This window comes from Romboutsia sp. 1001713B170207_170306_H8, from assembly GCF_015550495.1.
Classification (GTDB): Bacteria; Bacillota; Clostridia; order Peptostreptococcales; family Peptostreptococcaceae; genus Romboutsia_E.
The window spans coordinates 446,309-464,034 of the sequence record NZ_JADNAX010000003.1; the positions used below are offsets into that span (position 1 = coordinate 446,309).

General features: G+C 27.0%; 12 protein-coding genes, 1 pseudogene and 1 other annotated feature. Of the genes and pseudogenes, 4 read left to right on the top strand and 9 right to left on the bottom strand.

Going from position 1 to position 17,726, the window contains the following annotated elements; genetic code table 11:
* Positions 1-135 precede the first annotated feature (135 nt).
* Positions 136-1,091 (bottom strand): annotated as a pseudogene (uvsE, locus tag I2A66_RS17870) (UV DNA damage repair endonuclease UvsE).
* Positions 1,092-1,235: 144 nt separating this feature from the next.
* Between uvsE and I2A66_RS09280 the strand changes: the two are divergent.
* A complete protein-coding gene (locus tag I2A66_RS09280) occupies positions 1,236-1,544 on the top strand; it encodes a hypothetical protein (protein WP_147515794.1) in 309 nt (102 codons plus the stop codon).
* 152 nt (positions 1,545-1,696) lie between these two features.
* Complete coding sequence (locus I2A66_RS09285; RefSeq protein WP_147515793.1) at positions 1,697-3,274, top strand: oligosaccharide flippase family protein; 1,578 nt, start codon at positions 1,697-1,699, stop codon at positions 3,272-3,274.
* Between the two features lie 45 nt (positions 3,275-3,319).
* Here I2A66_RS09285 and I2A66_RS09290 read toward each other — a convergent pair whose 3' ends face one another.
* From I2A66_RS09290 to asnS, 5 genes are all read right to left on the bottom strand, one after another.
* Positions 3,320-4,183 carry an alpha/beta hydrolase gene (locus I2A66_RS09290; RefSeq protein WP_164488956.1) on the bottom strand — a complete coding sequence of 288 codons (864 nt, stop codon included), beginning with the start codon at positions 4,181-4,183 and terminating at the stop codon, positions 3,320-3,322.
* Positions 4,184-4,350: 167 nt separating this feature from the next.
* Positions 4,351-4,824 (bottom strand): zinc ribbon domain-containing protein, encoded by a 474-nt coding sequence (locus tag I2A66_RS09295; protein WP_147515792.1) that lies wholly within the window; start codon positions 4,822-4,824, stop codon positions 4,351-4,353.
* A 15-nt stretch (positions 4,825-4,839) separates the two neighbouring features.
* Positions 4,840-6,168 carry a hypothetical protein gene (locus tag I2A66_RS09300; RefSeq protein WP_195251496.1) on the bottom strand — a complete coding sequence of 443 codons (1,329 nt, stop codon included), beginning with the start codon at positions 6,166-6,168 and terminating at the stop codon, positions 4,840-4,842.
* A gap of 100 nt (positions 6,169-6,268) precedes the next feature.
* Positions 6,269-6,571 (bottom strand): rhodanese-like domain-containing protein, encoded by a 303-nt coding sequence (locus tag I2A66_RS09305; protein ID WP_122638582.1) that lies wholly within the window; start codon positions 6,569-6,571, stop codon positions 6,269-6,271.
* A gap of 197 nt (positions 6,572-6,768) precedes the next feature.
* On the bottom strand, positions 6,769-8,169 hold the full coding sequence (gene asnS / locus I2A66_RS09310; RefSeq protein WP_122638581.1) for an asparagine--tRNA ligase: 1,401 nt from the start codon (positions 8,167-8,169) through the stop codon (positions 6,769-6,771).
* Between the two features lie 59 nt (positions 8,170-8,228).
* Positions 8,229-8,461: a binding site (T-box leader), on the bottom strand.
* A 168-nt stretch (positions 8,462-8,629) separates the two neighbouring features.
* Here asnS and I2A66_RS09315 point away from each other — a divergent pair.
* Positions 8,630-11,812, top strand: a complete 3,183-nt coding sequence (locus tag I2A66_RS09315) for a ligand-binding sensor domain-containing protein (RefSeq protein ID WP_122638580.1) — start codon at positions 8,630-8,632, stop codon at positions 11,810-11,812.
* 86 nt (positions 11,813-11,898) lie between these two features.
* Positions 11,899-12,300 (top strand): hypothetical protein, encoded by a 402-nt coding sequence (locus I2A66_RS09320; protein WP_147515789.1) that lies wholly within the window; start codon positions 11,899-11,901, stop codon positions 12,298-12,300.
* Positions 12,301-12,340: 40 nt separating this feature from the next.
* Here the strand turns inward: I2A66_RS09320 and I2A66_RS09325 are convergent, their stop codons facing one another.
* The 3 genes from I2A66_RS09325 to cspBA all read right to left on the bottom strand — a co-directional run bounded on the left by I2A66_RS09325 (position 12,341) and on the right by cspBA (position 17,660).
* Positions 12,341-12,532, bottom strand: coding sequence for a CDIF630_02480 family spore surface protein (locus I2A66_RS09325; protein ID WP_122638578.1), 192 nt, complete (start codon positions 12,530-12,532; stop codon positions 12,341-12,343).
* Positions 12,533-12,651: 119 nt separating this feature from the next.
* Positions 12,652-14,331 (bottom strand): bile acid germinant receptor pseudoprotease CspC, encoded by a 1,680-nt coding sequence (cspC, locus tag I2A66_RS09330; protein ID WP_147515788.1) that lies wholly within the window; start codon positions 14,329-14,331, stop codon positions 12,652-12,654.
* Positions 14,332-14,342: 11 nt separating this feature from the next.
* Positions 14,343-17,660: a bifunctional germination protease/germinant receptor pseudoprotease CspBA gene (cspBA, locus tag I2A66_RS09335; RefSeq protein ID WP_207734756.1), complete on the bottom strand. Its 3,318-nt coding sequence runs from the start codon at positions 17,658-17,660 to the stop codon at positions 14,343-14,345.
* Positions 17,661-17,726: the final 66 nt, after the last annotated feature.

Here is a 17,726-nt window from a genome sequence, read left to right on the forward strand (position 1 = left end):
TAATCATATGTTTATATTAATTTTGCACCAGTTTACTTATACTAAACTTTTTACGCTTTTTAGTTAGTTTTTTACAAAATTAAAAAGATGCTCATTTATTAAAACTAGCTAAATGAACATCTTTAAAATTCCATTCTATAATTCAATAGTTGAATCATCTATAAATTTTATTTTAAATTTACATTGTTTTAAATCATCTATTAATTTAAATAATGCCTGATCTTTTTTCTTTGCTTCTATCATAACATCAAAGTCTTTATTAACTCTATCTTTAGCCATAGATAAAAATTTTATAAAGTCATCAACTTTTATATAATCTGCATGCTTTCTATCATTCTCAAAGTCTCTAGGTGTTGAAAAATGCATTTTAGGAGGCAACGATTCATTTTTCCATGTATCAAATATATTACTTAATAAGTCTTCTATTTTTTCATTGTCATTTTTGCAATTGTGATGATGTATATCTAAAACCATAGGTACTTTAATTTTTTCACATATCTTCAGTGCATCATTTGCAGTAAATACTTTGTCGTCATTTTCTAAAATTAATCTTTCTTGTATCCTTTTAGGAAATTCATTAAAGTTTGATATAAATCTATTTATACTTTCTTCCTTTCCACCTTGAGAACTTCCAATATGTATAACAAGTTTTCCTTCTTTATAATTTAATAGCTCTAATATATCTACTGCTGTATTTAAGTTAATTAAGGTACTTTCAACAACATTTTTTTAGTACTGTTTATAACATTGAACTGATCAGGATGAAAATCAACTCTCATATTACTTTTTTTTATTATATTTCCAATATGTTCAAAATCTTTTTTAAAATATATTTTATAATCCCACATTACCTGAGGATGAGTGGCTAATGGAATTAAATTTGACGTTAATCTATAAAAATGAATATTATTATTAATATTATATTTTAAAATCTCTTCTAATGCTTTTATATTTGAGTATGTTACAGATTTTAATTTATTAATTCTTTCATCCTCATTCAACTTATTATATCTAGCATACGTTAGTGTACTAGATGATGTTGTTTTTTCTAAATTAAGCGCTATAGCTACATAGCCTAATCTAACTATCATATTTTTACTCCTTATATTATGTCTTTTTTATATTTTTTAAAATTTTGTATACTTTTATTCTGAAATCTACTACTATATAAATAAACTTATTTACCAAAATCATATTTTATATTTTCTAAATATCTATAAAAGGGGGAAATAATAATGGGGACATATAATAAAATTGTTAGAAATAATATTCCTGATATGCTAAAAGAATTAGGTAAAAGATTTGATTACGAAATACTAGAAGAAGAAAAGGCTTTAGAAGCTTTATACTTAAATTTAATAGCTACAATCTATGATGGTTTAGATAGTAAATCATTAAGTGATATAGTAGAATCTATAGATTTATTAACTGAAATAGGAAAAGAATATGGATATTCAGAAGAAGAGATTAATAATTTTAGAAACACAACAAAAAAAGAAAAAGGTGATTTTTCAAAAAAAATATTTCTTAAAAAGACATACTAACATTTAATAGTATATAAAAAATGGATGAAGTTTTATTTCATCCATTTTTTATATACTATTTTTATAATATTTTGGACTTACATTAGCATATAAATATATATATCATTCCATTTAATCAATGTATTTTATAATTTTATAGGAGATATTTACTTATGAGAAAAAAAAGAAAAAAATTAATTTTAAACGCTTTGCTACTTACAATTAGTACAATGACATTTGGATTAGTTAATATGATTTTTAGAGTATATCTTTCGAATAAAATAGGTGCAGAAGGTATGGGTATTTTCCAGCTAATTATGAGTATAAATGTAGTTGCTAGCACATTAGCTATCTCAGGAATAAGGGTTACTATCACTCGTTTAGTCGCTGAAGAACTTGGTAAAGGTAATTATGGAAAGATAAAAAATATAGTAAGTAAAGGATTTATTTACACCTTATTCTTTGGAACTCTTACTGCTGTATTTCTGTATAATAGCTCTGAATTTATAAGCAATGTATGGATAAAAGATTCTAGAGCAATAATGTCCCTTAAAATTTTAGCATTTAGCATGCCTTTTGTTGGTATATGTTGCTGCTTTGCAGGTTACTTTTATGGTGTTCGAAAAGTCATGAAGAGTGTTACATCCGATATTGTAGAAGTTTTTACTATGATGTTAATTATATGTTTGTTTGTAGGTAAATTCATACCTCTAGGATTAGACTATACATGTGCTTTAGTATCAATTGGTATGACTTCAGGTTCTATACTTTCTGCTATATATTCTTATTTATTATATTTATTTGAAAAAAAGAAAAAATCAACCAGCGTATTATCTTTAAATAATAAATGTTCTTTATTAGATATAAGTTCAATTTCTTTACCCATAGCATTTAGCGCATATGTTCAAACTTCTTTAAGAACAGTCGAAGATATACTTATTCCAAATGCACTTAGGTCATATGGATCATCTAATGAGTCTTCCATAGCTATATTTGGTATGATAAAAGGTATGGTTATGCCAATACTTAATTTTCCATCTATATTTTTAGCTTCTTTTTCAACACTTATCATACCTGAAATAGCTGAATCAAATGCTTTACATAAAAATAAAAGAGTTAATTACATAATTTCAAAAGTTTTTAAGTTTACGCTTTTAATAGCATTATTTGCAACAGGTCTATTTATGATATTTTCAAAAGAACTAGGATTAGCTATTTATAATAACACTGAAAGTGGATTTATGATGAGAATATTAGCTCCTCTTATACCTTTAATGTATCTTGATAGAATTGTTGACGGTAGTTTGAATGCTTTAAACCAACAAATGTATACCTTAAAATATAATCTCATGGACATGGTTCTTCGAATTATTATTATTTTGGGATTTATCCCCAAAAGTGGAATTGAAGGTTTTATACTAGTACTTTTTGCTAGTACCATATTTAATGCTTCCTTAAGTATAAACAGACTTTTAAAAGTTACTAATTTAGAGTTTGATTTAATAGATTGGGTTATTAAGCCAATTATATGCATCATTATTTCTAGTTATACAATTAAGTTCACTTTTTCACTGTTAAATTTAGAATCTCTTCTTATATTACAAGTCCTAGCTGATCTGATTTTATACTTAGCTCTTTTATTTATTATTAGATGTATTAGGTTTAAAGATATAAAATGGTTCACTGATGCATTTAAGAATGACATAAAAAAAGTCGATTGGAACAGTGTTAATCTATACAAAAAACTTTAAAATAAAAAATGCTTGGTTTTAGCCCAAGCATTTTTTATTTATAATTTAATTTATCTTATTCATAAATCTTATAATATTTTTTGATGCTACATCTATTTGCTCTTCCCTACTTATTATCGATGTTTGATCTCCTTTTTGTTCACCATAATCACCGAATTGAGCATGATTAGCTCCTTCAATTTCCACATAAGTAGTATCTGTAGGTAATTTTTCTTTTGAGTTTATTAGATTTTCAAAATTAACTACACCATCTTTACTTCCCCAAATAGAAATTACTTCTTTGCCCATATCTTTAAGTTCTGTTCCCATTGGATAAGATGCCAACAATACAACACCATCTATCATATTATTTTCACTTGCTAGTTTAGCTGCCATAGTTCCACCTAGTGAATGTCCACCTATAACCCATGTTTTTATATTACTATATTCATCTATTACAGATTCACCTTTTTTATAAGACAATATAGCTAAATTAAGAGGCATTTTTACTATAACTACTTCATATCCCTCACTTGCAATTTCCTTACATAATGGAGCATAAGCTTCGGGTTCAACCTTAGCTCCTGGATAGAATATAAATCCTTTTGTCGGGTTTATATTTTTAGGTGTGAATGTTATATATTTTCCTACATTTACTTCTACTGAACTATCGCTTACAAGTGAATTTTCTGCTAAGGATTGTGGCTTATAGCTGTCACTAGCCCATATAAAAAAACCAACTATACTAATAATTAAAACCCCTAAAATTAACTTTAATATATTATTTTTTATTCTTCTTGACTTTTCATTTTGTTCTTGAATATATACTTCATTTCTTAATTCATCGTAAAGCAAAGGCCTTTCTAATTCCATAGTTATGCTAAAAGTATCGTCTAAATTATGTCCTTTGGACTTTACATCTTTTTTCATACACTACCTCCCACCAATCTAAATACATCTTATAGTTTATCATATCTACTATGTTTTTTCATCTCATAAAATATTTCAAATTAATTACAAATCTTAATAAAAAAGACTAACACACATATTTATATATACGGTATTAGTCTTTTATTTGTTAAAAATCAAATATTATTTTAATAATTTAATTCTACTTTTTTACCACAACATACACAATAATTAGAGTCTGCATCAATTTCAGTCTCACATAAGTCACATATTATAGTCTCTTCTTCATATATGTCTTCTACATTTTTTCCACATACAGAACAAAACTTATCTTGATCTTTTATTGTGTTTCCACATTCACATTTATTAATACGATTCAAACTTTCTAATTTTTCTAATTCTAAATTAGACTTATATATAAATTTATCTAGTTCTATAATCTCATTAGAGATTTCATTAAAGTCATCATCTCTTAAATATCCGTCTCTTATCTTCTGATATGATAAAGTCCCCATTTCTATTAATAATAAAGTTTTTTTGTCTTCAGCTTCATTTATTAAATTATTTATTCTAACTTTCTCTCTATAATTTTCTCTTCCACTTTTATCTTTTAATATTTTTTCTTTCATATTTGAAAATCTATCACTTTCTATATTTTTCATTTTTATCCTCCGTTACTAATTAAATATATTTAACTTATATCCCATTAAAGATATTACAAAACTATATATAAATGTAATTATCATCGATTCTATTAATCCAAATCCCATTACTGATGCTGTCGCAAAATTACTAAAACTTAATCCATCAGTACCTACGTTTAACATTAATTTTGTTGTTATAGATAATGTTCCAATTAATATAGCATAAAAAGAGCTCATTAATATAATAGGTTTTATACCTTTTTCTTTTCCATACTTACTTTCTAATTTGCAAGCTGATACTATTATTACTAATGTTGATAAGAAAAACATAGCTATTAGCATTAAATTTATAGTTGAATATAAATCTGAACTTATTAAATTTCCAAATGATAATACTTTATTTCCAATACTTACAGGAACAAAATTTCCAAATGACCATATATAAACTGATAATTGAGCTATTATTACCAATTTACTAAATATATCAGTATAGCTAGACATTCCTAAACTATACAGATAACTTTTATCAACAATAGTCAATATAAATATTATTATAAATGTACATATATAACCTACTAACAACATGTTTATAGCTCTTTTAAATATTTCTAGGTACATATTATCATCTTCATATTCTCTTCTATAAAGAACTACATATGTAGGTAAAAAACCTAATATAAATCCTTTTATTGCCATTTCTAGTGCTCCAAAACTAAATTGATTAGCATATCCATACTGCATCATGTTATACGAATAGTTAATCTTTATTCTACTGATTAAAGCTAAAATAAATAATATAATCCCATAAGAAATACCAACACCTAAAGAATTCCTAAATACATCTTTAATGTTCTTAATATTTTTTTTATTAAAAATCAAATTAGATATAGCTATTGATATTATAGGTAATATAGCAAAAACAACTAGACCAAGTTTTAGTTCATTTCCACTCCACCCCATCATAGTTGATTTATAATAAGTTAAAGAACCTAAGTTTAAACCTAATAATATATGTATTGGGTTTACTAAATCGTCTATATTAGAAATATAATCACTAATTATATTTTTTCCTAATATTGATATTATAAATAATATAAATGTTGCAAATGTAGCTGTAATTAAGGTTTTAGGCATATTAAAATAGTTAATAATGTCTTTATAATTCCAACTTACAGTAACATCTTTAGTATAAATTGATGTTTCTTCTAAATTAAACCCACAATATTTACAATAAATGTCAATATCATAAATATGCCTGTCACATTTAGGACAATTTTCTATCTTTAATTTTCTCCTTTTAATATCATTATTTTTTGTTTTTCTAGTCATAACACCGTTAATCTTAGAATAGTTATTATACATACCGATCCTCCAACTGCTAAAATTATTAAATTTATTATACAAAAAAATACTTAACTATAGCTTAACTGAAAGCTTTAATTAAGTATTTATATATATTTTTCTATATCACATAGTCTATTATTCCCATTTCTAAATTATATAGATCATCATAACCTTCCATTGAAAGCAAATTACATGCTGTAATACTTCTATGACCACTTCTACAATACACTATTATCTTTTTATCTCTATATTTTTCAATATCATCCATATTAAAAAATAACTCTTGTAATGGTATGTTTACTGCTCCCTCTATTTTATACTCACTAAATTCTTCTTTAGTTCTAACATCTAAAAGTAAACATTCTTTCTCACTTTCTAATAGATTCTTCAATTCATATTTATTTATATTAGTGTAATTCATAATTCACCTCATTCATTCAAAATTTATATCTATTATATACCCAATTTTAATCTATTAAATCTAACCTTCTCTTATCGTAAAATATAAATCGTTATATTCAATTAAATAATAAAAATCACTGAAATATAAATTAAGTCAAACTTACATTTCAGTGATTTTTTAATTTAAAATAATTTTTAATAAATTTTTATATAAATTTAGAACTCAGCATTTCTTGGAGTACGTGGGAATGGTATTACATCTCTTATATTTGACATACCAGTTAAGTACATTATCATTCTCTCAAATCCTAAACCAAATCCAGAATGAGTAGCTGTTCCATACTTTCTAAGCTCTAAGTACCACCAATAATCTTCCTCTTTTAATCCTAGTTCTTTAATTCTTTCTAATAATACGTCTTCTCTTTCTTCTCTTTGAGAACCACCAACTATTTCTCCAACACCTGGAACTAATAAGTCCATCGCTCTAACAGTTTTTCCATCTTCATTCATTCTCATATAGAATGCTTTTATATCTTTTGGATAATCAGTTACAAATACAGGTGCATTAAATACTTGCTCTGTTATATATCTTTCATGTTCAGTTTGTAAGTCATCTCCCCAAGTAACTGGATATTCAAATTCTACTCCTGATTTAGTTAATATTTCTACAGCTTCAGTATATGTAATTCTCTTGAATGGAGAGTTAAGTACATTATTTAATCTTTCAAATAAGCCTTTATCTATAAAGCTATTGAAGAATTCCATTTCTTCTGGAGCATTCTCCATAACATAGCTTATTATGTATTTTATCATATCTTCAGCAAGTTCCATATCATCTTCTAAATCACCAAATGCTATTTCTGGTTCTATCATCCAGAATTCAGATGCATGTCTTGCAGTAAATGAGTTTTCCGCTCTAAATGTTGGTCCAAATGTGTAAACATTTCTAAATGCAAGAGCCATTATTTCGGCATTTAATTGACCACTAACTGTTAAGTTAGCTTCTTTTCCAAAGAAGTCTTTAGAGTAATCCACATTTCCATCTTCTGTTTTAGGAACATTGTTTAAATCCATAGTTGTTAATCTAAACATTTCCCCTGCACCCTCACAGTCACTTCCTGTTATTATTGGAGAGTGAGAGTATACAAAGTTTCTTTCTTGGAAGAATTTGTGTATAGCATATGCTGTTAAACTTCTTACTCTAAATACAGCAGAGAATGTGTTACTTCTTGGTCTTAAGTGCGCTATTGTTCTTAAGTACTCAAGCGTATGTCTCTTCTTTTGTAATGGATATGAGCTGTCTGATTCACCTTCTACTATAACATTTGCTGCATGTATTTCTATTGGTTGCTTAGCTCCTTCAGTTGACACAACTTCTCCTTCAACTATTATTGATGAGCTTATTGGTAACTTAGTTATTTCTTTAAAGTTTTCTAATTTATCATCAGATAAAATTATTTGCATGTTCTTAAAGAAACTTCCGTCATTTAATTCTATAAATCCAAAGTTTTTTGATCCTCTAGATGTTCTTATCCAACCTGCTACCTTTACAGTTTTACCAATATACTCATTTTGGTTTCTGTATAGTTCTTTTACAGTCACAAATTGTTTTTGCATTTTGTATTTCCTCCCTATTTTAGTTATTATTAAAAATAAAAAAAGCCTTTCATCCCATATAAAGGGACGAAAGACTATACTCTCGCGGTACCACCCTAATTGTCAAAATATGACCTCTTAGTTAAGCTATGCTTATGATCGTAACGGGATCATCCGTCTAGGCCTACTTGCTATCGCTTTCGGGTAGAGACTCCGAGATGTTCTTCAATATAAATTTCGTATTGGGCTCACACCTTATCCCAACTCTCTGAAAACTAAATTTTATATCTACTCTTCTCATCATAGTCTTTAGTTCTAGTATTACTATATTGTAAGAAGATTATACCAACTTCTAAAATTTTAGTCAATATCTTTATTTTTTTATGTTTTTTACATTTTATTACTCAATTATAATTTATTAATTTCCTATTTTTTGATATAGTCTAATTATAGATTACATAATAAGCTCTCGAGGTGAATAATGACAAAGAACATAAAAAGTTTTATAGATAAATTTTTATTAGCTTTATTTATTATTATTTTAAGTCCAGTTTTATCTTATGCTAATACTCCTGATAACATAAATTTCAGAAGTATTACAATTGAAGATGGGTTATCCCAATCTACAGTAGAAACTATTTTTCAAGATAGCAATGGCTATATTTGGATAGGAACTAATGATGGTTTAAATAAATACAATGGATATAACTTTGAAAAATATACTCACGATATTTATAATAAAAATACCATTAGCAGCAATTATATTGTAGATATAATTGAAGATAATGAAGGATATGTATGGGTATCTACTATAAATGGTTTAAATAAAATAAATACTAAAAATGATAATATTACTAGATATTTTTCAGAGTCTAATAATGGAACACTGTCAAATGACCGCATATGCGAAATTTTAGTTACTAAAGCTGGTGATATATTAGTTACTACCTCAAATGGGTTAAACTTATATAATAAAAATACAGATTCATTTGAAAGGATTTTAAATAATAATAATGATTTACCTACACAGTATATACACTCAATAGAAGAGGATTCTAATGGTGATATCTGGCTTGGTACTCAAAGTGGTTTAGTTAAACTAGACAAAAACCTAAAGAAAATTAAAGAATTTACTAATAATAATATAAATACTATCTCAGACTATCCTATATATAGACTCTATAATGACAATAAATATATATGGATTGCTACCTTAGGATCTGGCTTATTTAAAATAGATATTGATACTTATGAGTTTAAAGTTTATACAAATACAAATTCAAATAATTCTATTCCTAGTAATTTTATAAGAGATATACTAAGAGATTCTAATGGCAACTTATGGATAAATACACAGGGAGGATTATCTAAATATAATACAGAAAACGATAACTTTATAAATTATAAAAATAAAATTTATGACCAAAATAGCCTTATAGATGATAAAACCTACTGTTTAATAGAAGATAAAAGTGGATTAATTTGGGTTGGAACATATAAAGGGATTTCTATTTTCGACCCTAATAATAACTTTCAACATTATAAGTATGATCCCTTTGATAAAAATTCTTTAAGCAGTAATATGATACATGGAATTTATGAAGATGATGATGAGTATATTTGGGTTGGTACTAGTTTAACAGGTGTAAACATAATAAATAAAAAAAATGATGATCGTTACTTTTTAACTAGTGAAAATAGTAGTTTATGCGATAATACTATACAAGATATAACAGGCCTAAACAATGAAATTTATATAGGTACTTCAAATGGGCTTACTATTGTTAATAAAAATTCTAAAACGATCCAAAACTTTTCAGTTGAAGATGGATTACCTGTTAATATGATAAAATCATTATTTGTTGATAGCAAAAACTACCTTTGGATTGGAACAAATGTAGGTTTAGCTGTTATGAATATTGAAACTAAAGAAATAACTAATATAACAAATTATCTTATAAAAAATTCTATAAGTGATTTATTTATAAGAGATATTTATGAAAGTAAAAACGGAAAATATTATATAGGTTGTTTTCTAGATGGAGGGTTAGTAGAACTAAATCCCAAAGATAATTCTATTAAAGTATATAAGAATATAGAAGATGATAATACTAGTATAACTAACAATTCAATTAGAAGTATAACTGAAGATATGTTTGGTAATATAGTTATAGGAACTAGTCATGGTCTAAATATTTTTGATACTAGTACAGAAAAGTTTACTCACTATACAACTAACGATGGATTACCTAATAATAATATTTATGGTATTTTAATCGACTCTAACAATAATTTTTGGATGAGTACTAATAGCGGGATCTCTAAATTCAATACAAAAACTAAAGTGTTTGAAAATTATACAGTTATAGATGGACTTCAAAGTAATGAGTTTAATGGAAAGTCATACTTTAAAAATAAAAATGGAGATTTTTATTTTGGTGGTATAAATGGATTTAATATATTCAAACCTAAAGATATTAATACTTCTAAATATAAACCTAATGTAATATTCAATAAGTTTGAAGTTAAAGGTTTAAATTATAAAGATATCTCTAATCGTAAATTTGAATCTACTGAGAATAATATTACTTTAAGTTTTTTTGTTGATGATTATAAAAATTTAGACGGTGTGCAATATTATTATATGCTTGAGGGTTCTGATAACGATTGGGTATTATCTCATACTAACAAAATAGTTTATGCTAATTTATCACCTGGAAAATATACTTTTAAAGTTAAGGCTTTAAGTTACAATGGCATAATGAGTGACGAAAATAAAGTTTCATTTATTATAAAGCCCCCTTTTTGGAAAAGTAAGTTAGCAATCTTAGGATACATTATATTTACACTAATTATTATTAAATTTAATATGACAAAAGTTAAAAGGCTAGATAACTTAGTTGAAAATAGAACTAAAGAACTAAAATCTGAAATGAAAAAAAATAAAAAGTTATTTAATAAATTAATTACATTAGAAAAGAATAAAAATAACTACTTTGTTAATTTATCTCACGAACTTAGAACTCCACTAAATGTAATTAACGGTACTGGTCAATTAATAAGAGACTTTAACAGAAAAAATGAGCTAACACCTGATAAACTTGATTACTATATGGATATAATGGGAAGAAACTGTACACGTCTGTTAAATATAATTAATAATATAATAGATACTAGCAAACTTCAAAGTAACAGCTATATTATCAATAAAAAAGAAGAAGATATTGTATTTATAGTCGAAGAAACTATATTAGGATTAAAAGATTATATAGAAAGTAAAGGTATAGAATTTACTATAGATACTATGATAGAAGAAAAAATTATTGAGTGTGACAGATATGAAATAGAAAGATGTATTGTAAATTTAATTGGTAATGCAGTGAAGTTTACGCCACCTGGAGGAAAAATTGATGTATTTATAAATGATTTAGATGACTATATTCAAATCAGCGTAAAAGATACTGGTATAGGCATAAGTCAAAGAAATATTGATAAAATTTTTGATAAGTTTAATCAAGTTATAGATTCTACATCTGAAGTAAAAGGTGGTAGTGGTCTAGGACTTACTATAACTAAACATCTAATAGAACTTCATAATGGAAAAATATCTGTTGAAAGTGAAATCGGTAAAGGTAGTACATTTATAATAACTTTACCCAGTTAAATAAAAATATATAATTATAGGGTTTATATTTCATTTGATATAAACCCTATATTTTTGTCAATAATACTAATTAAGAGGTGATATATTTGAAGTATTGTTTACTCTTTTTATTAGTATTATTTTTTATTGCTCCTAATGTAGACAATAATAAATCTATATCTCAAGTTTTCAGAGATGGATTTTATGATTATATAACTTGTTTAGATGAAGTTTCTAGTTATGCATATAAAAATATACCTTTAGTATCAAAACTTTATGAAATTCCTTATAAAAATGCTTATAATAAAATAATGTCAGATAGAACATTTACTAAGCATCTCGTTGTTTCCGGAGAAACAATAGATGATATTATAAAAAAATATAATTATGATATTAGTAATGAAGACTTAAAATATTTTAGAAAAATTGTATATAAAGAAAATATAAATATTATATCAGATGACTACAATATAGAAGCAGGGCAATATATAGTTGTTCCTTCTCAATAAAAGGGTTATCTAATTAGATAGCCCTTTTATTTTAATTATATTAAGTTCTACTTCCATTATCTACCCAATCTTTAGCTTGTAATGTATTTTCTTCAGATGGTATATTAACATTAGTTTCTGAATATACATCATGGGCATCTGCAAATGGTGCATTTATAGCTCTATCAAGAGCTTGTTTTAAATCTAATCTACGATTATTTTCACCATTTAATGCTTTAGCTTTATCCTGCATCAAAGTCACCACCTCTTGTTGCCTTTTTAATTATTATTAACTTTTTTTTGTGATAAATTCACATTATTACAAATTACATATATTTTAATATATAGTAAAATATATTATCTTTTTTAAATTCATAGATTATTTGCTATAGCTTCTATTGTTGATCTTAAATTTAAAATTCCATATCCTTGAGAATCATTTGGATATGTGTATATAGGACTTTTAGTTGCTCCAAGCATTAAGTATGTTTTTAAAACTTGAGTAAATAAAGAGTTTCTTTGATATCCTCCTTCTAGTGATATATATTCCATAATTAATGCTAAAACTCCACATGTTAATGAACTACTTACACCAGTTCCTGTAGATTTTATATATTCTTGATTTATAAACGTAGATATAATATCTACTCCAGGAGCAACTATATCAGGTTTTATTGTAGTTCTAGCTCTTATAGGACCTTTTGATGATCCAATCCACATACTATTAGTTTTGTCATTAAATGCTCCTACTGTTATTACACTATCAGTTGCTCCATATAAAGTTATAGTTGTAAATGAATTTGGGTCCAAAAACTTAGTATTGCTAGAAATTAAGTTACCATTTGGTAAATACAAATCAAATTCACCAGTTGTCACAAATTCTGGAAATGTTCTTATTGTCCAAATACCTGGCTTTATATTATTTATTTTTATATACACTTCTCCATTACCAGATAAAAGCCATGGATATATTGCTTGTATTTCATAAGTTGTATTTTCTAAATTAAATTTTCCTCTATATACCTCATTATCAGGAGAATAATCTACTCTATAACTTAATTCTCCTGATGGAGATATTAATTGAACTCCACTTCTTCCTGGTCCATTCGGACACATTGTTATGTCTAATGCTTTTTGATTTCCTACTTCTAAAATAACATCCGTAGAAGATAAGTTTTTTAATATCCCTTCATAGTGTATATTTGTATTACCTTCATTTCCAGCTCCACTAACTACAACAATACCTGTTCTGGTTAAAAACTCAAATGTATCTAGTAAGTTAGTTAAAATTACAGATCTTGATCTTTCTCCTACAGTTAAATTTATTATAGTCAGTTTATTTTCTTTTTCCGCTACATCTATTATATATTTAATAGCCGCTAAGAAATCATTATTTATATAGTTGATTCTACCCTCTAAAAATGTTCCTTCATATTCTCTTAATTTAACTACAACCAACTCACTTTTTGGAGCTACACCCTTGTATAAAGGATTTTTTCTTCCAGATCCAGAAGCTATTCCTGCTGCAATTGTTCCCGTTCCAATATTATCTACAGTTAGACTAGGATCATTTTCTAGTATTGCCCTATTTAAATCTTCTCTTGTAAATTCACTTCCAAAAATCATGCCTTGAGGAGGACTTTTTTCATCTTCATTTCCATTTTGGTCCCATATAGAAATAATCTTACTAGTGTTATCATCATTTATAAAATCCGGATGTAAATAATCAATTCCTGAATCTATTATAGCAATCATAACACCTTCACCTTTTACAGTTATATATGGATTATTTTCTATATATTCAACTTGAGATGCACTAGATACTGTTTCTCCATCAGAGATACCTTCCCCAATTTGTATCAAACTACTAATAGGCCTTCCCTCTTGCCACCATGCAATTTCTTCTATTCTATTCAGCCTTAATGAATTAAAATCATCATCTGTATATAAAACTGTAAGTTGATTATTTAAAACCATAAAATCATTTAAGCCATTTCTACTTAAAGCATTAGATATATCCCCTACATATACTATTGAGTATGATTTTCCCATAATCTCCCCCACTATCTAAGTATTTCAAAAACACCTCTTATATTTAAAATACCATATCCATAATTATTATTTGGATATATATTATCATTATTTCTAGTGGCACCTGCTCTAAATAAAGTCCTTATTTTTTGAACAAAGGCTTTATCAGGATAATTACCTTCTACTAATAAATATTGTAAAAGCATTGCTACACATCCTGAAGTATAACTTGCAGATGCTGCAGTTCCTGTTATGGTTGCATATCTACTTCCAGGATATGGTCCTATAATATTTACACCTGGAGCTATAATATCCGGTTTAAGCAAACCACTTATCGTAGGCCCTCTCGATGATTCTTGCCATAAACCACGATTTATACTATCATACGCACCCACTGCTATGACATCACTATATGTAGCTGGGTAATTTATAGTTTTTTCTGGACTAGGGTTTCTAAATTTAGTTCCTGGATTTAATAATACCCTATTGGGTAAGTAAGCATTATACACTCCATTAGTTATATAATCACCGGTTAGGCGAATTTTCCAAATCCCTGTTTTTACATTTAATAGGTTTATAATTATTTGTTGTTGACCTGAATAAGTTGTTGGATATATATATGTTATTCCATAAATAGTACCCTCTAAATCAAATTTTCCTACAGATGTGTAAAAGTCGCTTACTTGTGGTTGTTTGCTTGGTTCTCCTGTAGGACTAATAGCAGATGCTTCTGCAGTATCTGGTTTATTTAACCATATTTCTATTGTCAAACTAGCTTCTTCACTTTCTATCTCAAGTTCTATATCTTGATTATCACCTGTAAATAATATCCTTCCACTTGTATGCGTTTCTGCATTTCCCTCATTTCCCACTGCGCTAACTACACAAGTGCCTCTATTAAAAAATATCTTATCACTTAAAGTTCTACTGCTTATTCCTGCTAATGAGTTTGTTCCATATATATTATTAATAACTATTGGCATATTTAATTGGTCTGCTTTTTCATAAGCATATTGAGTTGCTACCAAAGCCATTGCATTACTATAAATATCATCAAATTTTGCTAACTTTACTATTATTAATTCTGCATCTTCTGCAACTCCTGCATAATCACTATTTAAATTTCCAAGTCCAGCACAAATTCCAGATAATATAGTTCCATATCCTTCCTCATCTGTTGATAATGATGAATCTTGTTGTGCTATAGCTTCATTTATCTGTTCTCTAGTGTACTCAGTTCCTATAGTATATCCATCTGGAGGATTTCCTTCTTTTGTTTGATCCCATAAATATAATATTTTAGATGTTCCATCTGGATATATAAAATCTGGATGCAAATAGTCAATTCCACTTCCAAATACCCCTATTAAAACACCTCTTCCAGTTAAGTTTATATCTGGATTATTTTTAAAAAAATTAACTCCAATTTCTTCATTCGCATTAACTCCATTTTCAGTTCCCATATTAATTCTTCCTAATATAGAAAGTTTAGTAAGTGGTAGTAATCTTGTTATAGAAGGAACAGATATTGATGATGCTATTGCATTTAAGTTACTTTCATTAAAAAAAACAATTGCAAATTTATCACTTAACTTAAAAAAATCGGCTTCTGGAGCAACTCTCCTTAATTCTTCTTCAAACCCTGGTTCATATAAGACAATTATTCCATTAAAAAGATTACTTTGCCTAAAGTAATAGTTTTTTATTTTTTTCTTTTTCTTTATTTTTCTTCTACTTGTTTTTTTTCTATAAAAATAATCTAAATCTTCATTAAGATCTGCTAATTGATCTAATTCTAGTGTTGCTAAATTTAATAACCCATACCCTCTTAGACTATTTGGATAAGATATATATTCAACTCTTCTTGCTGATTTTAATAATAGTGCCTTAAGCTTTGCTGAATATAAAAATGGATCATTATTATTTACAACTCCCCATTGTAAAAGTAAAGAACATACTCCTGTAACATGTGGAGTAGCCATACTAGTTCCACTTAAAGCGCCTTGATTACCTCCAGGTAAGTAGGATAATATTTCTTCTCCTGGAGCCAATATATCTGGCTTAAATGCACATCTTTCGAAATCACCTTCACCAGAAAATATAGAAACAACATCTGTTTTAGAATTATAACTTCCTACAGTTATAACTCTACTTGCTGTTCCCGGAACAGTTACTGTAAGTTCAGTTGTTGGAGTCAGAAATCTAGTATCTTTACTTAACCCTTCTGATGTTGGAAGATATATATCTATATTCCCTTCTACTATCTTTACTGGTTCGAACACTATTTTCCATATTCCAGGTGTTATTTGACTACTTGTTGTTAGTTGAAATGTTACTCTTCTTTGTAATGAATATGGAGCAATAGGATAAAAATACCCTTTTATTCTTGTTGTTCCTATTGAATTTCTTACTTCACCTGATGTTAAAGAAATTGACTGAGTTTTTTGATTTGAAGGATTTACTAAGTACACATTAAAATCATCTGCAAAATTAGGCCATATATTTATATTTATGACTCTTTCATTTTCACCTATAGTAAATTCAACTTCCTCAATTTCATTTTCTAATTTTATATTTTTATGTCCACCTTTATTCCTATTATTTCCCGCTGCAACAACAATATTATTTTTCCAAAATAAGCACATATCATCTATATATTGATCAAATAATGATAATCCCCTATGAGATCCTTCATTACTTCCGTAGCTCATATTTATTGCCACTGGCATTTGTAATTCTAAAGCCCTATCTAATATAAACTTTATGGCTCTCATAAATTCCGTGCTTCTTGAATAATTATCTACAGTCCTACTTCCTACCTTAACTACTATTAAATTCGCTTCACTTGCAATTTGAGATGCTATACTTGCGACATGAGTTCCATGAAAGTTTGATAATGATATTGGTATGCTTTGACTTTCTATTGCATTGTTTATATCTTCATTTGTATATAATGTACCTTCCTTAAATCCATCTGGTGGATTTCCTGGGGTTTCTTGATCCCAATAATATAATATTCTTGATTTACCTTCACTATCTTTAAATACTGGCAATGTATAATCAATTCCAGAATCAATTATCCCTAGTAAAGTTCCTTTTCCAGTTAATCCACTTCTATTTTTAAAATTACTTATACCTGTACTTGAGAAACTCTGGGTATCTTGACTTTGAAGTATGAATGGTTTTTCTATATATTCTATCTGAGGATATGAAAGTAAATCCCTAATTTGATCTTCTGTTTCGGCCGTTATTATAGCATATATAGGTGTTAGTATTTCAACAGAAACGCCTAATTTACTTTCAAGAAATAATATATCTCCACTGTATTTAACTATTACTTCATAATCCATAACATTCACCTCCTAGAAAATAATTTTTATACCTATATATTTTCTTAAATATTTATTAAGTTTCAT